Below are 17,576 nucleotides of genomic sequence, written 5' to 3'. Positions count from 1 at the left end.
CAGGGACCCGCATGCCCGGTCCTTGCTGCTTCTCTATGATGCCGGTCTTCTTTCTTTGTACAACAAGCAACTTCGCTCAACTACTATTCTGACAACGTCCCGGTAGTCGAGTCTTGAGGCGGGTTCTCTTGTGCTGACAGCAGCCGTGTCCGCTTCTTCCGATCCGGATCAGCCACGATGCGGATGTCCTGCTCAAAGATCAGGGTAGCGCGGTCATCCAGTGTATACTGCGGCCAAGATAGGCCTGGCACCGACGGATCGCCACGGTGGGCAAAGGCTGTCCAGGCGTTCAACATCGCATCCGACAAACTCTCCATGGCAGGAGTAACCTCTACTCCATAATGCGCCATGTGCGATAAATTATTAAATACATAGCAGATTTCCGCACCATGTACAGCCTTCTCGAGCAGCGGATGGCCGGGGATGGTCCAGTCGAACCGGTACATCCATACCGGGGCATAGCGATGCTGCCGCTCAGCGATAGATATGGAGCTGTCCCAGAAAAAGAGATCTGTCAGAAAATCGGCTTGACCCTCCACGGTCTTGGGATAATGAAGCGCGAGTTCAGCCAAATTCTCTACTCCCATCATCATTTCCAGAGATTGAAGCGACTGGTCAAAGTTCTCTGCCGAACCACTTCCCCGGAAGAACAGGTTGCCCTCATGAAGATTCGTCCCGATCACAAGCGGTATACCGCTTGCTACACCCTCGGCAATAGCCTGCGCCGGATCTGCCGGCAATGTATCCGGCTCAATAACGGGCTGGAACAGCATGCTCATCGCATTGCCGGACAGCTTGTAAACCATCGCCCCTGCTGCCTTCAATATTTGCTCTGCCGGAAGCGTGTCCAGCAGTGTGGTATCGCCGCCTGGACGAATCCCGAGCTCGGCCAGAAAAGCTGCGCCAATCTCTTCACCTTGCTGCGCCTTCAGGGTCTGTGCAGCCCCGCTCTGCATAATAGCTCCGGCAAACAAGCCTTGTGCCGCAGGCATCGCCAGCAGCGCGGCAATACTCATGCTGCCCGCAGACTCGCCGAAGAGGGTAACCCGTTTCGGGTCGCCGCCAAACGCGGCAATATTGCCCTGTACCCATTGTAGTGCGGCAATCTGGTCCAGCAGACCAGCATTGGAGGCCAAGCCTCCGCCAAACGGCGACAAATGCATGAAACCGAACGGTCCCAGCCGATAATTGACGGTAACCACAATAACTTTGCCCTTACTGGCCATATGGGTACCTTCGAACATCGGCTGGCTGCCGGCTCCGGTTACAAAAGTGCCCCCATGAATCCATACCATGACCGGCAGAGCTTCACCTTCAGCCGCTGGCGACCAGATGTTCAGGTACAGGCAATCTTCGGAATATTCCGGAGTTGTACCTCCGAATCGGGTGCTGCCGGTACTGACAGGCTGATGGCTGACCGGGCCGAATTCCCTGGCCTCTCTAACGGAACTCCATGGCTCCGGCGGCTGTGGCGTGCGAAATCGCAGCTCACCCACAGGCGGGGCGGCAAAAGGAATTCCGCGCCAGATGTTCACACCGTCACATTGTGTTCCTTGCAGCTTCCCATATAATGTATCTGCCACGGGTCCTGTCATAAAACACTCATCCTTTCGCGTTATTCCTTTTTTTCTTCGATCACTTGATATAATCCGGAGCGGAAACGGAACCACTGGAAGACATGGGTAACGACCACCTTCAGCACGGCATATCCCGGTACAGCCAGGATAATGCCAAGCACGCCGAACATTTTACCGGCAAAAATAATGACGAAAATTATAGTAATCGGATGAATCTTCAGCGACTTGCCCATGATCTGCGGCGAAATAAATTTACCTTCGATCAGCTGGACCGCAGTCCAGACGAAGATCATTTTCAACAGCATGAACGGAGAAGTCACCATCGCAACGATCAAGGCTGGAGTAATGGCAATGGCCGGACCCAAATAGGGAACTACCGCCGTACAGGCTGCAACGATCGCCAGCACCAGGGAATACTCCAGCCCGATAATCAAATACCCGATATAAAGCAGCGCACCGATGCAGCAGCTTACGATAATTTGTCCGCGGATATAGGAAGCCACCTGGCTGTTCATCTCGGACATTACTTCCCGCGTCTGCGGCTGCAAGCCGGTAGGGATGAACCTCATCAGGTAGTCAGGCAGCTTTTTGCCGTCACGGAGCAGGTAGAACAGGATAAATGGAGTGGTTACCACAGCCAGAACAATTTCGGTCAATGCCCCAACGAAGCTGCCAACGCCATTCACTGCGTTATTCAGAAAGGAGGTGGCCCATGTTGTCACCTTGCTGGTAATATTAGTAAAGTCCATGCCAATATTCTCCTGAATGCGCTCGAACTGCTCACTGCCGGTCAAATTAACGAATTCCTGCTGAATCTGCTCACTGTATTTAGGGAAATTATCAATCAGTCCAAGCAGCTGGGTGCGGATTATCGGAATGACTGTCAGTAGAATTAGTGTAATAATCCCGGCGATCACCAGATACAGAATCACAATCCCATAGGCACGCTTCACTTTGCTTCTTCTCTCCAGCCGGTCAACCAGTGGATTCAGCAAATAGTAGGCGATTCCGGAGAGCAGCAGCGGAGCCGCCACTGTGTGCAGCAGGACCGATATCGGCTTGAAAATAAACGGAACCTTGGAGAACACCAGAATCGTAACCCCGATAAGTAAAATAATCAGTAAAGAAACCACAAATTTGTTATTTAAAAAAAACTTTTTAAACCTCTCAGGCCATACCTGCACCCTTTCCATTACTGCTTTCCCCCTAATACAAAGACTTATCTGTAAGTGTGATAAATTGCACTTGCTATTAGCATAGTCAACGCAGGGGTTGCAAGTCAAATTTTCAGCACTAGCTCCCCTCTATGAAATTCTGCACCTTTTACGCTGCGTTTTTGAAAGTTCCAGATGTCTCAGCTCGGGCCCTTGATATCGCAGACTATGACGCATGCATTCAGTCGAATTTAATATCTGCAATTTGCCCTGCTTCCACAAACCCTACAGTTTGGTAGACCTTGTTGGAATCCGGGTTTTTGTCGTCTGCGTACAGCACCGGAGTTAAGCCTTCGGCGAGCAATATTTGGCATAGTTCAGCCACGGCTGCGCTGGCATACCCTTGTTTACGGTGAGTGCGCGGCGTATAGACATCATTAATCCGGCCATGTCTCGCCGAGCGGTGTGCGATGGCCGCCATAGATACAGGCACGCCATCCACAACCCACAAATACAGGTTGCCGGCACGAACCGCTTCATCCGCATAGGAAAGGAAATTCTCCTGCTGCTCAGAAGTCCCGAAGGCATCCTCAATGAATCTGGCTGTAAACTCCGCGATCACCGGAATATGGGCCTCACCCGCCTGCAGCAGCGTCCCACTGACATGGCCGGGTTTCCGCACCTCCGGGCAATGGTAGACTTTTAGCATCATATAAGTATGATAAAGTTTCCCCTTGGCCGCGCAAAAAGCTTCCGCGAATGCCTTGGCCGTCTCCGGCTCTGCGCTGATTCCGGGGATTCCGCTATCCTTCACCTGTTCCGCCAGCTGCCGCACCAAATCGTCCCGCTGCTGTACTCCAAGCTCCTTCGAAACCCATAACCAGGCATTGTGACCTGTCGATTGGGTGAAGATCAGTTGATCATCAATGCTTTTGAGCTTGATCGCATCCGCGTACTCCGTAATGCGGTGAATCAGGTTATGTAGAACCTCCTCTTGCTTAAACCCACTGCTATGCAGCACTCTATCATCCGGCTCAAAACTCTCAAACATCTCTTAACCCCCTAATTTTTCCTTTCTTTCAATCATAATGCGCCTGCCGGAAAAAATAAACAGCCCGTCTCCGGAATTTCCGGTTCGGGCTGCAGGTAAAACTTCCAGGTCTTGCCAATTCGATGTACTTCATTGGGCATTTCGAAAGTAACGGGATTAATACCCGTTACTTTCACCAGAATCCCGCTTACCGGGAGGATAGCGAGAATTCCTAACGGTAATTAAGTCGAATTACCCTGTTACGCAATATATTGAAATTTAGCGGGCTGATTTCCCGGCAGCAGCTCGATTTCCTAAATAAGCCTAATACAGCGGTAACTATTCCCGTTACTGTGGTACCAGCTCGTCAACCTTCAACCTCAGGGGTACCCTCTCCGCCAGCCAGCCAGAATATTGTACCCGCCGGGAGATTCTACTGATCCAGCGGTATGGTGATGCTCTGGCCGGTATGAGTAGCAACCCGGATTTCATCCCCCGTCAGCTCCACACCGAGAAGCTGCAACGGGTCACCTGCTGGTTCGGCAGCCATAGCCTTGCCTCCTTCACCGCTGTTTCCCGGCTCGCCATACACGGCCGAGATCAGCCAGTGGGTCCCGGGAGCAAGCTTCGCCTGCAGCGTCGGTATGGCTGTCCGCGGCCGCAGCACATTGGTATTGGTATGCGGACGGATCAGCCCTGCTTCGCTGTAACCGGCCAAGCCGAGAATTCCGCTGGCGCCATGGCTGCTGACCGCTGTCATACCTGCTCCTTCAGCAGGAATTATCTCCTGCAGTCCATGCTCCAGCGCCACGGCAAAACCGCCTTCTGCGGCATCCAGTGTTCTTTCTGTTTGTACCCGGTGAATCCGGATATGCCAGGGAAGACCAGCCACAACCCAGGTCTGCACTTCCACATTGGGCCAAGGCTTCCATCTGGAATAGAGCAGATTGTCTTCAATCCGCGTCTCTTCATTTTGTCTTCTCACCCGGTACAGATTGTCGCCCGCCTCGCTGAGCGCAAGCATGGAATCGAATGCGCCCTGGGAGATTCCCCATTCCGAACGGGGAACGCTGAACCCAAAAGCAGTGGAATAAGCGAACTTCTCATATTTGGCCGAAGTATGGGTATGCTCATTGGTGCCTTTATGCCCGCTGTTGAAGGCGACGACATGATCGCTTTCAGCCCGGCGGCAGATGACAAGATGAGCAGGCTGCTGCACAGCCAGCGCTTCAAGCTCCGGAAGCGGCAGTTCCTCCGCCTGCCAGAAGGGATGCTGATCCGGCAGGGCCAGCGGCAGGAAGTATTTCAAGGACCAATACGGCGACCCCGGCGAGTTATAATTCTCGGCCATCACCAGGTTGGGATAGGTATAACCGATGTTTAATACGCCGTCCGCGTTCAGAATATCCTGTTGGAACCACCAGCGTAAGTTGCGCAGAACGACCCCTTTAATAACACCATAAGGCACAGCTTCAACTCCTGCAAAAGCAAGGGCCCCCCAGAATGCCGATTGGGCGAACCGGTAGGTCAAGCTGCGGCCATACGGAAGCGCGGAGCCATCCGCAGCAAACCATTGGATGAATTCAGCAGCGAACTTTCCAGCCCGTTCCCTGAACACGCTTGCCCGTTCAGGATCTTCCTCACCCATCAGTTCGGCATAGAGCAGCCCGTAGAAATGGATGGCGAACGGAACATAATAATCACTATGACCGCCGATACCGTCGCTGTACCAGCCATCGGTCAAGTAGAAATCATCCATACGCCGCAGATTCTGCTCCAGTTGATCGGCATCATACGGTAGACCAGCCTTGCGGAAGCCCAGATTAACCAGCACATTGAAGAAGAGCCAATTGCAGTCATAACAAGGATGTGAGTTCATCTGGTTCAGCCAATTGAACAAATTCCTCTGCTCCCGTTCGCTCAGCGGCCCCCAGATCCGGTCCGGAATCAGCGCCAACCCGTAGCCAAACGCTGCCATCTCCACAAGGCGCTGGTCATAATCACCGACCTCACCCCAGTATTCCTTATGCTCCGGGTCGGTCCCGTTGCGGATGCCGTCCAGCAGCATCTCCCACATGTCATCTTCACCACCACCGGCCAGAAACGGCACAAATCCCCATAATACCCGGGAGAAGCCCTCCATTTCAGCAATATCAGGCCCGTAATGAACCCCGGTCACCCCCAGCTTCAGACGGGCACGTCCCTCACTATAGTAAGGCTTAAGCGGATAGGCCAGCTGACGGAAAGCATTTTGCATATCTTCTTTTGTGACCAGCGGATTAGCCCCAATTGATCCCCATTGGCTACTCATCGACATCACTCCTAATTGCTTCTCGAATTTTTACAGAGTCAGGCTCCAACTATACACGTTCAAAATCGATGCGCTCACTGATGCAACTTTTGCTGTGCTGTTGGGTTTTTCGATCATCTTCAACGGTCCCATCGCACCGTAATGCAATTTATAGCAACCTCATCCGTGCTCGCTGATGCTACTTCCAGTAACCTCGTCAGCACCTGCTAATGTATCATCTAGCAGCCTACCTCCAAGTTTGCCCCATCAACTCATCCAGACGCACAAGGTTAGTTCACTGGTGCTACTTCCAGCAAACCCGCCACGCTCGCAAATGTACCTTAACAATCCACGCGCACTCACCAATCGCACTCAACACCAGTAACCTTCCTTCCAGCAACATCCCCCTCACTCGCCAGCACATCTTCTGGCAGCATCATCGGCACTCACCAGTGCATCCTCCAACAGTCTCGTCAGCACTTTCACCAATGCACCCTCCAACAATCTCGTCAGCACTCTCACCAACGCATCCTCCAACAATCTCGTCAGTACTCTCACCAACGCTCTTCGCGGAAAGCTGCTCCTTCCACCAGCGTCTGCTGCTCTTCGGACTCCAGTGACGTTACTTTGCAGAAATGGCCTCTTTGCACGAACGAGCGGACTCAGATGACGCTATTCCTAGGAAAATCGAATATTTAGTTGATCTACGAGCAGATAAGTGCGCTGGAGTCCGGCAAGCAGGCCAAGCAAGCGAAATCCGGAAAATAAGAGCACTGGAGTCCGCAGCTTCTCTGCGTATCCACTGCCTGCTCTTAAATCACGTGTTGCCCACAAAATTCCGAGTGATTTGGCATCTAAGGAGCAAGCCAATCTGCTGGAGAGGCATATTGGCTGGAACAGGCAGCAATTTTGCTAAATTAATTCACAATCTCAGGTACTGGGCAACTATCCGGTGATATTCGAACGGAGGCGGAACAGCAAACAATATAGCGCATCAGGCTGCCTAGGCTAGTACTCCGAAATATAGTTACTTACTGCCAGATCAGCAGCGAATGCAATATCGCTAGTGATCAATACGGCCGCTTGTCGTACCACCCATTCGCTCTGAAATCTCTTCTCGTCGTATTATTTCTATCCGATCTGCTGCAATCTCTTCTCGTTGTACTATTTCTATCCCATCTGCTGCTATCTCTTCTAGTCGTACTATTTCTACCTCATCTGCTGCTATCTCTTCTAGTCGTACTATTTCTATCCAATCTGCTGCCTCTTCTTGACCCTTATTCTAGTCCTAAGATTCAGCACTTATTGCTCTCTTCCCTATAAACATGCTGTTACCCTAATCCTACAGCGCAACGGTGGGCGCTTACTCCCAATAGAACGGCCCATTCCCCTTCAGCCGTGCCAGTCCTTCGACGTAGAAGAAGTCTCCGTAAATTACGGGAACATCAATGTTCGTTCCGGCCGGATAATTGCTCGTACCATGGAGGATCATCCCCTCCTCGGCATCGTTGTCCCAGGTGCCGTAATTGCGGTATAGCGATTCCAGCATGCGGATCGCAGGCTCCCGGTACACCGGTGCCTCGGTCTCGCCAACTTTGTCGGCAAGCAGCAGCAAACCGCTTGCCGCACAAGCGCCGGCTGACGAATCGCGGAAGCCGCGCTCTTCTCCGGGTGCGCGGAAATCCCAGTGCGGGACATGGTCCTCCGGCAAACGGGCCAGGAAGAAATGGGCCACCTTCTGGGCGGTATGGAGATATTCAGCCTTGCCGGTATGATGGTAGGCCAGCGTCAGTCCATAAATCGCCCAGGCTGTGCCGCGGGACCAGGCCGACTCGGCGGCGTAACCCTGGCCGCCGATGCCTTCGAGGAATTCGCCGGTTTCGGGATCGAAACGGACAATATGATACACGGAGCCGTCCGGGCGGATGAAGTGCTTCACGACCGTGTCCATATGTGCTTCGGCGATATGGCGGTAACGCGGATCTCCGCTGGTCTCTGCCGCCCAGAAAAGCAGCGGCATGTTCATCGCACAGTCAATGATCGCGTATCCGCGGTTATCTTCGCCTTCATACCAGGGATTCCAGGCCCGGATGTAGCTGCCTTTCAGATTAAAGCGGGCCGCGAGGAAATTCGCTGCCTTCAGCGCTCTCACCTTGGAAACCTCGCTGGCCAGCAGCTTGTAGGAAGCCACGCTGGTCAAAGTCCACATAAAGCCCAGATCATGGTCAAGTCGGACATAATCATTCAGAACCTGGTCCAGCTGCTCCTCACAGTCCTCTGCCAGCGCGCGCAAAGACTCATCCTTGCTCTCGTTATACAGAAGCCACAGCTGTCCCGGCCAGAAGCCGGCTGTCCACCAGTACGGCTGGGCCAGTTCATATCGGCCGCCTTGACTGGCATGGGGAAACCCCGCGCCGATTCTCCGGCTGTTCTTCTGTGTCTTCTCCAGTGCCTTGCTCCACGCTTCCTCTACCCATCCCAGCTTTGTTTCCGCTGTCATCTCTAGCCACCGCCATTCATTGTTTTGGATGATACAAGTTGAACTCTAGATTTCGTATTACATCCGGCTGCATTTCTTCTATTGAACCGCTCATCGCGGTTGAAAGCTAATTTAGTCCAGGAATCTGAATTCAAAATGATACCTTTCATGCTTACACAGGTTCCGGGCATAAAAATCCAGACTATACCAAGTCTTCACCTTACCGAAATGGTCGTTATAGCTATGCACGGAAATTTCAGGCTTCAGCGCCGCAATGTCATAGCTGATACGCAGCCCACGCTGCCCCTGCCCATCTGCTCGTCCATCCGCCTGCCCATCTGCCTGTCCATGTGCCTGTCCATCAGCTTGTTCATCCGCCTGTCCATGTTCCTGTCTATCTGCCTGCCCATCTCCATCTCTATCTGCCTGTCCATGCCCATCTCCCTCTCCCTGCCTCACAAGCAGCACCGTATCTTCCTCAAGCACAGGCGGAATAAAGGTAATAAACCGTTCAACCAGCACCGCTGGAGCTTCCGCAAACCGGAACTCATCAGTCATCGCAAGTACAGGAGGATTAACACCTGTGTCCCATTCGAAACGGCGTGTTAATCCCTCCAGGCTGCCAACACGGTAGGCCCGGGTCAAATCAAGCTCTAGCACATCACTGCCGTCCCCGGCCTTCGCTTCCTGAACTTCAACATAAGCCTCCGCTCCCGCAACCTGGTACTGCCCGTTTATAATTGGCACGCTATGGCCTTGAGAACCGTTGCAATCATAGGAGTACCGTTCTATTCCGAAGTAACCTGAAGTGTATTCCCCGCTGCCCAGCTCGGAAATATATACCGTCCCTTCTCCCTGCAGGATAAATCCCCCGAGGTCATTGTGATTATGAGGTTCGTCATTGTTGCCGCCCTTGGCAGCAAACCCGAAACCGCCATCCTTTCCCGAATGACGGGATAACAGCCACTGTGCATCGGGAAGATAATAGCTGGCGTTGCCCCAATCTCTTGGTCCTTCCTCCGGCTTGCGCCAGATCAGATTGCGCAGAGCAGGAGCCCAACGGCTGCAGTGATCCTCAGTGTAAGCGGCTCTAAGCGACAACGGAGGTACCTCCACTTCAGGATACGTAGAAGCCAGATAATGGCTGAGTCCGAGAAACACATGGCCTGACTCCAGCGAATCGGAGAAGTTCGCCACAAGCTGCCCGCCGAGAAAACATTTCTGCTGGAAGGCCGCGATGCTGCCTACCTTCTCACGCCGGAACCAGTCCAGCTGCCCCCGGCTTTTTTGATGAAGCAGATCAGCATAGTAGACGAAATAGCCAAACCCGTAATTCCAGTACCCCAACCCTTCAAGACAAGCGCCGTCTTCACCAAAGCCCTGTAAATAATATTCCATGCTGCCCTGCACTTTGAACAGGATCCCGGTAAGCGTTTCCTTATCTTCCATCAGCAAAAGTGCCGCCGAGCCTATAGAGCCGGAACAAACTGCCGACCAATTATGGGTGGAAGTCTCCCAATGATAGGGTCCGCAGGTTAAGTACGGCACGAACAGCCGCTTATCTACCTCTTCTTTGATCCGGGCCTGCAGCAGGGCAGGCAGCCGTTCGCCAAGAAGACAATTGATTTCGCTGAGTGCAAAGCCTGTCTCTGCCGAGAACAAATCAATCGTCTCTGTGATGCCGGTATCTCCCAGATGAGCGGGGAGACACCAGGTATATTCGTTGCAGATGCTCCACACAATCTCACACACCGCCGCTAAATGCTTCTCCTGCCCGGGTTCCAGCAGCGCCAGTAGAACAGCCGTATTCAGTATTCGCCTGCGCTCGAAATAGACCCGCTCATATTCCAGCCTTGAACCCGTGCGGGCATAGATGGAGAACAGCTCATACGTAAGCTCAGGAATAGGAACATCATTCAGCCGTTCGCCTTCCCGGCGGATCTCCGCAAGCTCATCACAGTATAGCGGTGATTCCAGCACATAGCTCCAGAATGTCTTCTGATCGCCGTCAGGGTAATACAACCGGACATCCGATGGTTCCATCGCTGCAATAATGGGATGCAGTTCAACCCTTTGCATATTACGCCGCCTTTCCTGGCACACCTGAATGTTCAGCCCCGGTATTCCACGGGTGTAACTCCGGCATGCAACTTGAATGTTTTAATAAAATAGCTCTGGTTGTCATACCCAAGCTGCTCACAGATCTCACCGACCGTAGAGTTCGTTCCGTCCAGCAGCTCCTTGGCCCGCTCCATCTTCAGCTTGGTTACATATTCGATAAAAGTAGTGCCGGTTTCCTTCTTAAACAGCCTGCTGAAATAGCTGGAATTCAGGTGCAAGTGATCCGCCACCTCATCCAGGCTGATTCTGGAGCCCAGACGCAGGGAGACATACTGGCAGGCTTCCATCACCTCGGCCCGTTTGCTTGCCCCGACACCCGCACCTTTGGCGCGGGCGATGGATTTCAGGTGATTATCGAGCCATTCCCGCAGTGCAGGCAGTGAATCAATATCCACAATCTCCTTATGCAGCGTATCCGCCGAACAAGCAGGCCGGGCCGACTGCAGGGAATGCAGTTTCAGCTTCAGATCGAGCAGCAGCTTCAGCGTCCAATCCTTGACCACTTCCGGTGCATACTTCTCCTGCCGGATCTGCGCTATCCATTTATCCGTTATTGTGTGCGACAAATCACCGGACCTGCCCAGCAGCACCTCTCTCAGCTCCATACTGGCCTGGTCATAATGGGCGAACAGATTGTTGGTGTGGCCGCTAACCGGAGACTGCGGGGATTTCCGCTTCGCAATCTCCCCCTGCTCCAGATAGAAACGTTGTTCTTCCCCCGCCAGCAGTTGGCCAAGCTGTTGCTTCAGGCCCTCCGGCGACCCGGTCCCTTCCCCTGTAATGAAGGACATTTGAATCTTCAGCACCCTGAACAAGGTAGACTGGATCATCTTCAGACCGGCGGCGGCTTCGGCATAAATATTGCCCTGAAGACCGGGCTTATAGGAGAATAACAGGAACGAAGACTTCACATTGTAACCGATATACAGCCCTCTCGGCTTCATTCCGTCCAGCACCTCATTCATCACATTGCATACGGCGAAATGCAGGGTCTGATCCGAGGAGAAGCGGTATTTCACATGCCGGTAGTCCTCAAGATAGGCGATCACCGGCAGGCAGCCTTCTCCATTCTGGAACAATCCATATTCGGCAGCTTCATCCATCCATTTCTCCGGCGAAAGCAGCGGCTGATGGATAAAATTCTTGATGCTCCGCTCCTTGCGCAGCTCCCGGGTCTCCCCGAACAAATGCTTGATCCGGGAATTCTCCCAGCCTGTTTTGGTTTCCTCATCCAGCGATTCCTTGAATCTGCGCAGGAGCTGCACCAGATCCTCCGGGTCCAGCGCATCCTTCAGCAAGTAATCCTGCACATTCAGCCTCATCGCCTGCTGCGCGTACTGAAATTCGTTATGGCAGGAAAGAATGGCAATCCGCACCTCCGGCTTCAACTCCTTCATACGTGAGGACAGCTCCAGTCCGTTCATCCGCGGCATCCCGATATCCGTAATCAGAATATCCGGCATCTCCAGCCGGGCATGCTCCCAGGCGTTCCAGCCGTTCTCATGCGTCCCCATCAGACACAGGCCAAGCTCCTCCCAGCGGATACTTTCGGATAAAAGCTCAATTACAGGATAATCATCATCCACCAGCATGACTTTATACATCCCGGATCACCTCCCTGTGCGGAATAAACATCTTGATTACTGTCCCTTCCCCTGCTATGCTGCTGACTTCAATAGCAAATTCCCCGCCAAAAAGAATTCTCATCCGCTCGACCACATTATGCAGTCCCATGCCGGAAAAAGAGCCCTTAAGCTCTGCCTTGCCGGGAAGGCTCTCCGCTTCCAAGCTTATCTTGCGGGTAAGGCTGGATAATTCGCTGCTGTCCATCCCCCGCCCGTTGTCCTCAACCGTGAGCACGATGAACTTCTCTTCCACGACTGCCCGGATGCTGATCGTTCCCGGCTTTTGGCTGAGGCCGTGAATGAGCGCATTCTCGACAAGCGGCTGAAGAAAGAAACGCGGCACGTTAAGGAGAAAAGCTTCCGGATCAATATCCAGCTGAAGCGCAGCCTCTTCCTTCTGGCGCAGATTCATCAAGCTGACATAATGGGAGACCAGATCGATCTCCTCATGCAGGAAAATCTCATCCTCCTCACGGCTGATCGTCATCCTCAGCAGCATGGACAGCGAACCGATCATTTTGGCGCTGTCCGGGTCTCCCCGCTTCATGACCTTCATCCGGATCGAGTTGAGCACATTAAAGAGAAAATGCGGGTTGATCTGGGCCTGGAGCATTTTGAGCTCCGCTATTCTTTTGCGCGCCTGGGTATCGGACACTTCGGCTATCATTTCCTTGACCCGGTCCAGCATCTGATCGAACAGCAGGCCCAAGCGCCCGATCTCGTCATTACCCCGGACCCCCGAACGCACCAGCAGATTGCCCCGCTGCACTGCCGTTGTCACTTTGCCGAGGCGCACCAGCGGCTTCGTAAAGGCACGGACCAGTGTAATCAGCAGTAGCAGAAACACAAAAAAAGAAATGAGCTGTATGGTAAATACCCGGTTGAAGATGGAGCTGATATCGACGATGCTCTGTGAATACGGCTGCATCAGCACAAGCCTCCAGCCATTGAACGGAATCTGCTGCTGGGCGACCAGATACCGCTCTCCTGCTATGGAAACCACAGAGGAATCCTTGAGATGATCCACAGCGGCGGTGTATGGAAACGGCTTACCGATACTTTCGGGATCGCCACCGGAGACGATCATGCCGGCACTGTCCAGCAACGTCACCTTTTGGCCGGCGGAAAGATTGCCAAAAATCGAATGGAGCTGATCCTCCATAATCGTAACAATGGCATAGCCGTAAATCTCTGTGCTGTCCAGCCGCAGCGTACGGGCAACAGTCAACTGATACGGATGATCAAATTTGTCATAGGAGAAATCGGTAGACTCGACACCTATCCAATAGGATTCCAGCCCTTTCAGTTCCATCAGCTTCTGGAACCAGGGCTTTTTCTTAAGATCCAGCGGATTGTAATCGCTAACAGAATAGTTCATATAGTAAGCATTGTTGGTCAGCAGAATCGTAACATAGCAGTTCTGGCCTACAACCGTAAGGGTATCAAGCTGCTCCAGCACCCGGTTGCTGTCCATAAAGCGTTCATACTCATTTCCGCTGGCATTACCCGAGGCCACCAGCTTGAAATAGGCTCTCAGCCCGGGATTGGTCTGCACGTAATTGGCAATGGTCACCATTCCCTTCAAGCTGTTCATTACTGAACCGCTCACCAGCTGCAGAGAGTCTTCCGCATTTGAAACCGCTTGCCGTTTTACTGCCTCTTGGGTCAAGGAATTATAAATGATTAGTGTCAGAGCGGCTGGAACGAGAATACAAGCCACAGCTGCCAGGATCAGCTTATGGCGGATGGATTTAGGGGCAAGTTCCCTCAGTCTGCCAATCATATCGGATGTCCCCCTGAAACAAGTAGAAACGGTGCGCCTCCCCTTTTATGAAGGAAGGCATCCGTTTCTGCAAGAAGTATAAGGTTAAAACATTATATCAATTATTTTTTGTTGGCAGCAATAATTTTGTCGACCCGCTCCTTGGCGTTTTTCACCGTTGTATCCACATCCTGATCGCCGAGGATCATTTTCTCGTATTCCTCATTGATCGCTTTGTAGACCTCAGCCTGGTAGGTGGCGGGCGGAATAATCGCCGAAGCTTTTGAAGCTACTAGAGTATCTACCAGTGACTTTTTGTCCACCTTCTCCGGATTTTTGGTTCCGGTGAGAATCGTATCAATTATACCTTCTACCTGATCGCTGGTCACCTTGCTCCAGGCCGGGATGTTTTTACCTTGGACAAGCTGTCCTTCTGTTGTGTACCAGCGCACAAACTTGTAAGCCGCTTCTTTGTTTTTGGATTTGGCTGCGACAGCTACATAGTCTGTAGTAACCGGAGTCAGACCGTTTTCATCGCCTGCAGTGTTTTTAGGGAACGGGGCAACCGCCACATTAAAGTTCAAAGGCACCTTTTCCGTACCGCCAATTTCCGTGTTCATCCAGCTGCCGATCAGAATCATGCTGGCGGATTGGTTAAAGAATTGCGTCCGGTAGGCCAGCTTCTGGGAGATCATATCGGAATAGGGCACCGAGGATTTATCCTCTTTCTCCATCCGCAGTCTCAGCTCAAGCGTCGCCTTGAAGTTCGGATCGTCCAGATTGGACGTGCCATCGGCTTTGAGAAACTCGGAGTTCTGCGGTTGATTCTCCAGCTTCAGCTTCAGGAATTCCATCCAGCCGCCGGCTTGAGGACCATGGAAGTAGGTCCCGTAGCGTTTCTCCGCACCTTCACCTTTAGTCAGCTTCTTGGCGTAGTCGGCAAAATCGTCCCAGGTCCATTCGGTTGGCGCTGCAAGACCTGCTTCCTCCAATTGGTCTTTGTTCAGCAGTACATACCATGGATTGAATTTACCCGGCAGCGCATAGACCTTGCCGTCCAGATGGGTATCCACCTTATAATCCTCTTCCACCTTATAGTTATCCTTGGCAATGTACTCATCCAGCGGTTCCGCCATGCCAAGCGCGACACGCTGCGCATAACCCGCCGCATCGCTGAACATCAGAATGTCCATTTGGGCGGAGGACGCTGCCTCCAGATCCAGCTTTTTGAAGGCCTCCTGTGTATCTCCCTTCTCACTGAGCTGTACCAGCTCAATCTTCACTCCCGGAGTTGCCGCTTCATAAGCCTCCAGCGTATGCTTCCAGTTATAGGCCTCCTCAGTACCGTAGGTGTAGAGCCGCAGATTGGTAGTCTCGGTGCTGCCGGAGGCCCCCCCCGTTTGCGCCTGCAGTCGCTCCACCGTCTGCAGCATTGTTATTGTTATTACCGCCGCAGCCCGACAGCAGGCTTAACATCAGAACCCCCGTAATTGCTCCTGCCCATACTTTTGTTCTCATTTCTATAACCCTCCTCAAAGTTTTCTTCAGCTTTCACTTACTTGGATCTGACAACTGAATTATAGAATACGCTTTCATTTGACACATGAAACAATATTTACTTTTATTGAATTATTTTTACTTCTATTAAATATAGGAGAGTTCCCGCTTGCAGCTTACCCTTTAACACCGCCAAGAGCAATTCCCTCGATAACACTTTTTTGGCCAAGGATAAAGATAATAATGAGCGGAAGAATTGCCGACACTGCGGCCGCCATGATCAGGGAATAGAACTCTCCACTCATGGAAGTGAATTTCTGAATGGCAATCGGAAGGGTCAGCAGCTTGTCGCTTCGGATAAAGATCAGCGGATTCTGATAATCATTCCAGGTCCAGATGAACCGGAGTATAGCATAAGTAGCCACAGCAGGCTTCACCAGCGGAAGTGCAATCGACCAGAAGATTCTCGGGTGGCCCGCACCGTCTATTTTAGCTGATTCAATGAACTCCTGATGCAGTCCCATAAAGAACTGCCGCAGCATAAAGGTTCCAAGAACACTGAAACTGCCGAGCAGAATCAGTCCAAAATGGCTGTCAAACAGCCCGATGTTACGGTACAGGATAAACTGCGGTATCAGGATCGCCTGTCCCGGAATCATATACGTCACTAGTACGATCATAAACAAGAAATTGCTGGAGCGGAATTTGATCTTCGAAAAGCCGTAAGCGGCCATTGCCGAGACCAGACAGGACAACGCCGTCGTGATCAGCGCCACTTTGATCGAGTTCCAGTAATATAGAGTGAACGGGTAATCCCCGAACCAGACTTCCTTGTAATTCTCAATGGCATTCCACTTCTTGGGGAGCCACTGGATCGGGTAAGCAAACACTTCCGACTCTACTTTGAACGACGTTACCAGCATCCATATAAAAGGCAGCAGGAACAAAACACTTCCCGCAAACATTACAACCGTAATAATTACTTTGCGCCAGTCCAAGCCTGTGCGTATTTCCATAGTTTCTCTTCCCTCCCTTGCCGCCCTAGTAATTGACCCATTTTTTCTCTGCCAGCCACTGGCCGAAAGTAATCAGCATCACGAAGATGAACAAGACCACAGCGATGGCCGACGCATAACCCACCTTCAGATTTACAAAAGCTGTATCGTATAAGTACCAGACCATCATTGTCGTTGAGCCGATGGGGCCGCCCTGCGTCAGAACAGCGATAATATCAAACACTTTAAAAGTGGCAATAATACCGGTTACAAGAAGAAAAAAGGTCGTTGGTGACAGCAGCGGGAAGGTAATCCGTCTGAACTTTGTCCAGGCGCCTGCCCCGTCAATGTCGGCCGCCTCATACAAATCCTTCGGAATGGACTGCAGTCCGGCGATGTAAATAATCATATTGAAGCCGATGGAGATCCAGACAGAGATCATCATGATCGAGATCAATGCGAAATGCGGATCGGCAATCCATTTCGGCGGGTCGGCAATCCCGATGGCCTTGAGCATCTCATTAATAGGTCCATAGGAGGGCTGGAACAGCACCTGCCATACGATGGCTACCGCTACGGTCATGGACACATAAGGAACGAAATAGGCGATTTTGAAATATCCCTTCATATACACATAACGGTCAATCAGAATCGCCAGCACCATCGACACCAGCAAATACACCGGCACCGTCAGCAGAAACAGAAAATTGTTGCGCACCGAACGGATGAACATCTCGTCCTGCAGCAGATTGGTGAAATTCTGCAGGCCTACCCAACGGATGCCGTCAAAGCCCTGAACAAAGTTCCAATCGGCAAATCCGAGGAATAACGTGGCGATGATCGGAATCAGCACCAGTATCGTTACCCCGATCAGCATCGGGCTTACGAACAGCAGTCCGGAAAGCGTCTCACCCTTTTGCAGCGACCAGGCTCTACGGCTGCGCACAGGCGGTTGTTGCGGTAAAGTTTCCAGGTTTTGTCCCATGTCTAACACCTCAATAGTTTCGTTATTGGTTGTGCGCTGTTTATAAATTTAGTATAAAAAA

General features: G+C 52.1%; 11 protein-coding genes and 1 pseudogene. All 12 read right to left on the bottom strand.

Annotated features, from left to right (window positions below; all coding sequences use genetic code 11):
• Positions 1-83: 83 nt before the first annotated feature.
• The gene (locus NYE29_RS21315) at positions 84-1,595 is read right to left on the bottom strand and encodes a carboxylesterase/lipase family protein (protein ID WP_340897386.1); all 1,512 of its coding nucleotides are present in this window, start codon (positions 1,593-1,595) and stop codon (positions 84-86) included.
• A gap of 20 nt (positions 1,596-1,615) precedes the next feature.
• Positions 1,616-2,770: an AI-2E family transporter gene (locus NYE29_RS21310; protein ID WP_340897385.1), complete on the bottom strand. Its 1,155-nt coding sequence runs from the start codon at positions 2,768-2,770 to the stop codon at positions 1,616-1,618.
• Between the two features lie 202 nt (positions 2,771-2,972).
• Complete coding sequence (locus NYE29_RS21305; protein WP_340897384.1) at positions 2,973-3,782, bottom strand: GNAT family N-acetyltransferase; 810 nt, start codon at positions 3,780-3,782, stop codon at positions 2,973-2,975.
• A 412-nt stretch (positions 3,783-4,194) separates the two neighbouring features.
• The gene (locus tag NYE29_RS21300) at positions 4,195-6,072 is read right to left on the bottom strand and encodes a DUF2264 domain-containing protein (protein ID WP_340897382.1); all 1,878 of its coding nucleotides are present in this window, start codon (positions 6,070-6,072) and stop codon (positions 4,195-4,197) included.
• Positions 6,073-6,459: 387 nt separating this feature from the next.
• Positions 6,460-6,609, bottom strand: a complete 150-nt coding sequence (locus tag NYE29_RS21295) for a hypothetical protein (RefSeq protein WP_340897380.1) — start codon at positions 6,607-6,609, stop codon at positions 6,460-6,462.
• Positions 6,610-7,414: 805 nt separating this feature from the next.
• Positions 7,415-8,551 carry a glycoside hydrolase family 88 protein gene (locus NYE29_RS21290; protein WP_340897378.1) on the bottom strand — a complete coding sequence of 379 codons (1,137 nt, stop codon included), beginning with the start codon at positions 8,549-8,551 and terminating at the stop codon, positions 7,415-7,417.
• 111 nt (positions 8,552-8,662) lie between these two features.
• Positions 8,663-10,609, bottom strand: a complete 1,947-nt coding sequence (locus NYE29_RS21285) for a hypothetical protein (RefSeq protein ID WP_340897376.1) — start codon at positions 10,607-10,609, stop codon at positions 8,663-8,665.
• A gap of 32 nt (positions 10,610-10,641) precedes the next feature.
• On the bottom strand, positions 10,642-12,255 hold the full coding sequence (locus tag NYE29_RS21280; RefSeq protein ID WP_340897374.1) for a response regulator transcription factor: 1,614 nt from the start codon (positions 12,253-12,255) through the stop codon (positions 10,642-10,644).
• Positions 12,248-14,059, bottom strand: coding sequence for a sensor histidine kinase (locus NYE29_RS21275; RefSeq protein WP_076108967.1), 1,812 nt, complete (start codon positions 14,057-14,059; stop codon positions 12,248-12,250). The genes NYE29_RS21280 and NYE29_RS21275 overlap by 8 nt, the downstream gene beginning before the upstream one ends.
• A 101-nt stretch (positions 14,060-14,160) precedes the next feature.
• A pseudogene (locus NYE29_RS21270) lies at positions 14,161-15,556 on the bottom strand (extracellular solute-binding protein).
• 155 nt (positions 15,557-15,711) lie between these two features.
• Complete coding sequence (locus NYE29_RS21265; RefSeq protein WP_038594650.1) at positions 15,712-16,551, bottom strand: carbohydrate ABC transporter permease; 840 nt, start codon at positions 16,549-16,551, stop codon at positions 15,712-15,714.
• A gap of 25 nt (positions 16,552-16,576) precedes the next feature.
• On the bottom strand, positions 16,577-17,515 hold the full coding sequence (locus NYE29_RS21260) for a carbohydrate ABC transporter permease (protein ID WP_038594652.1): 939 nt from the start codon (positions 17,513-17,515) through the stop codon (positions 16,577-16,579).
• Positions 17,516-17,576 lie beyond the last annotated feature (61 nt).

The sequence above is a fragment of the Paenibacillus sp. FSL M7-1046 genome, assembly GCF_038007405.1.
GTDB lineage: Bacteria > Bacillota > Bacilli > Paenibacillales > Paenibacillaceae > Paenibacillus_AQ.
The sequence above is the reverse complement of the archived record's forward strand: the minus strand, read 5'-3'. Positions and strand labels throughout refer to the sequence as shown.

Coding starts and splice junctions, on each gene's coding strand:
- NYE29_RS21285 (WP_340897376.1), bottom strand. CDS start 10,609: ATGCAAAGGGTTGAACTGCATCCCATTATTGCAGCGATGGAACCATCG.
- NYE29_RS21290 (WP_340897378.1), bottom strand. CDS start 8,551: ATGACAGCGGAAACAAAGCTGGGATGGGTAGAGGAAGCGTGGAGCAAG.
- NYE29_RS21315 (WP_340897386.1), bottom strand. CDS start 1,595: ATGACAGGACCCGTGGCAGATACATTATATGGGAAGCTGCAAGGAACA.
- NYE29_RS21310 (WP_340897385.1), bottom strand. CDS start 2,770: ATGGAAAGGGTGCAGGTATGGCCTGAGAGGTTTAAAAAGTTTTTTTTA.
- NYE29_RS21260 (WP_038594652.1), bottom strand. CDS start 17,515: ATGGGACAAAACCTGGAAACTTTACCGCAACAACCGCCTGTGCGCAGC.
- NYE29_RS21275 (WP_076108967.1), bottom strand. CDS start 14,059: ATGATTGGCAGACTGAGGGAACTTGCCCCTAAATCCATCCGCCATAAG.
- NYE29_RS21305 (WP_340897384.1), bottom strand. CDS start 3,782: ATGTTTGAGAGTTTTGAGCCGGATGATAGAGTGCTGCATAGCAGTGGG.
- NYE29_RS21265 (WP_038594650.1), bottom strand. CDS start 16,551: ATGGAAATACGCACAGGCTTGGACTGGCGCAAAGTAATTATTACGGTT.
- NYE29_RS21280 (WP_340897374.1), bottom strand. CDS start 12,255: ATGTATAAAGTCATGCTGGTGGATGATGATTATCCTGTAATTGAGCTT.
- NYE29_RS21300 (WP_340897382.1), bottom strand. CDS start 6,072: ATGAGTAGCCAATGGGGATCAATTGGGGCTAATCCGCTGGTCACAAAA.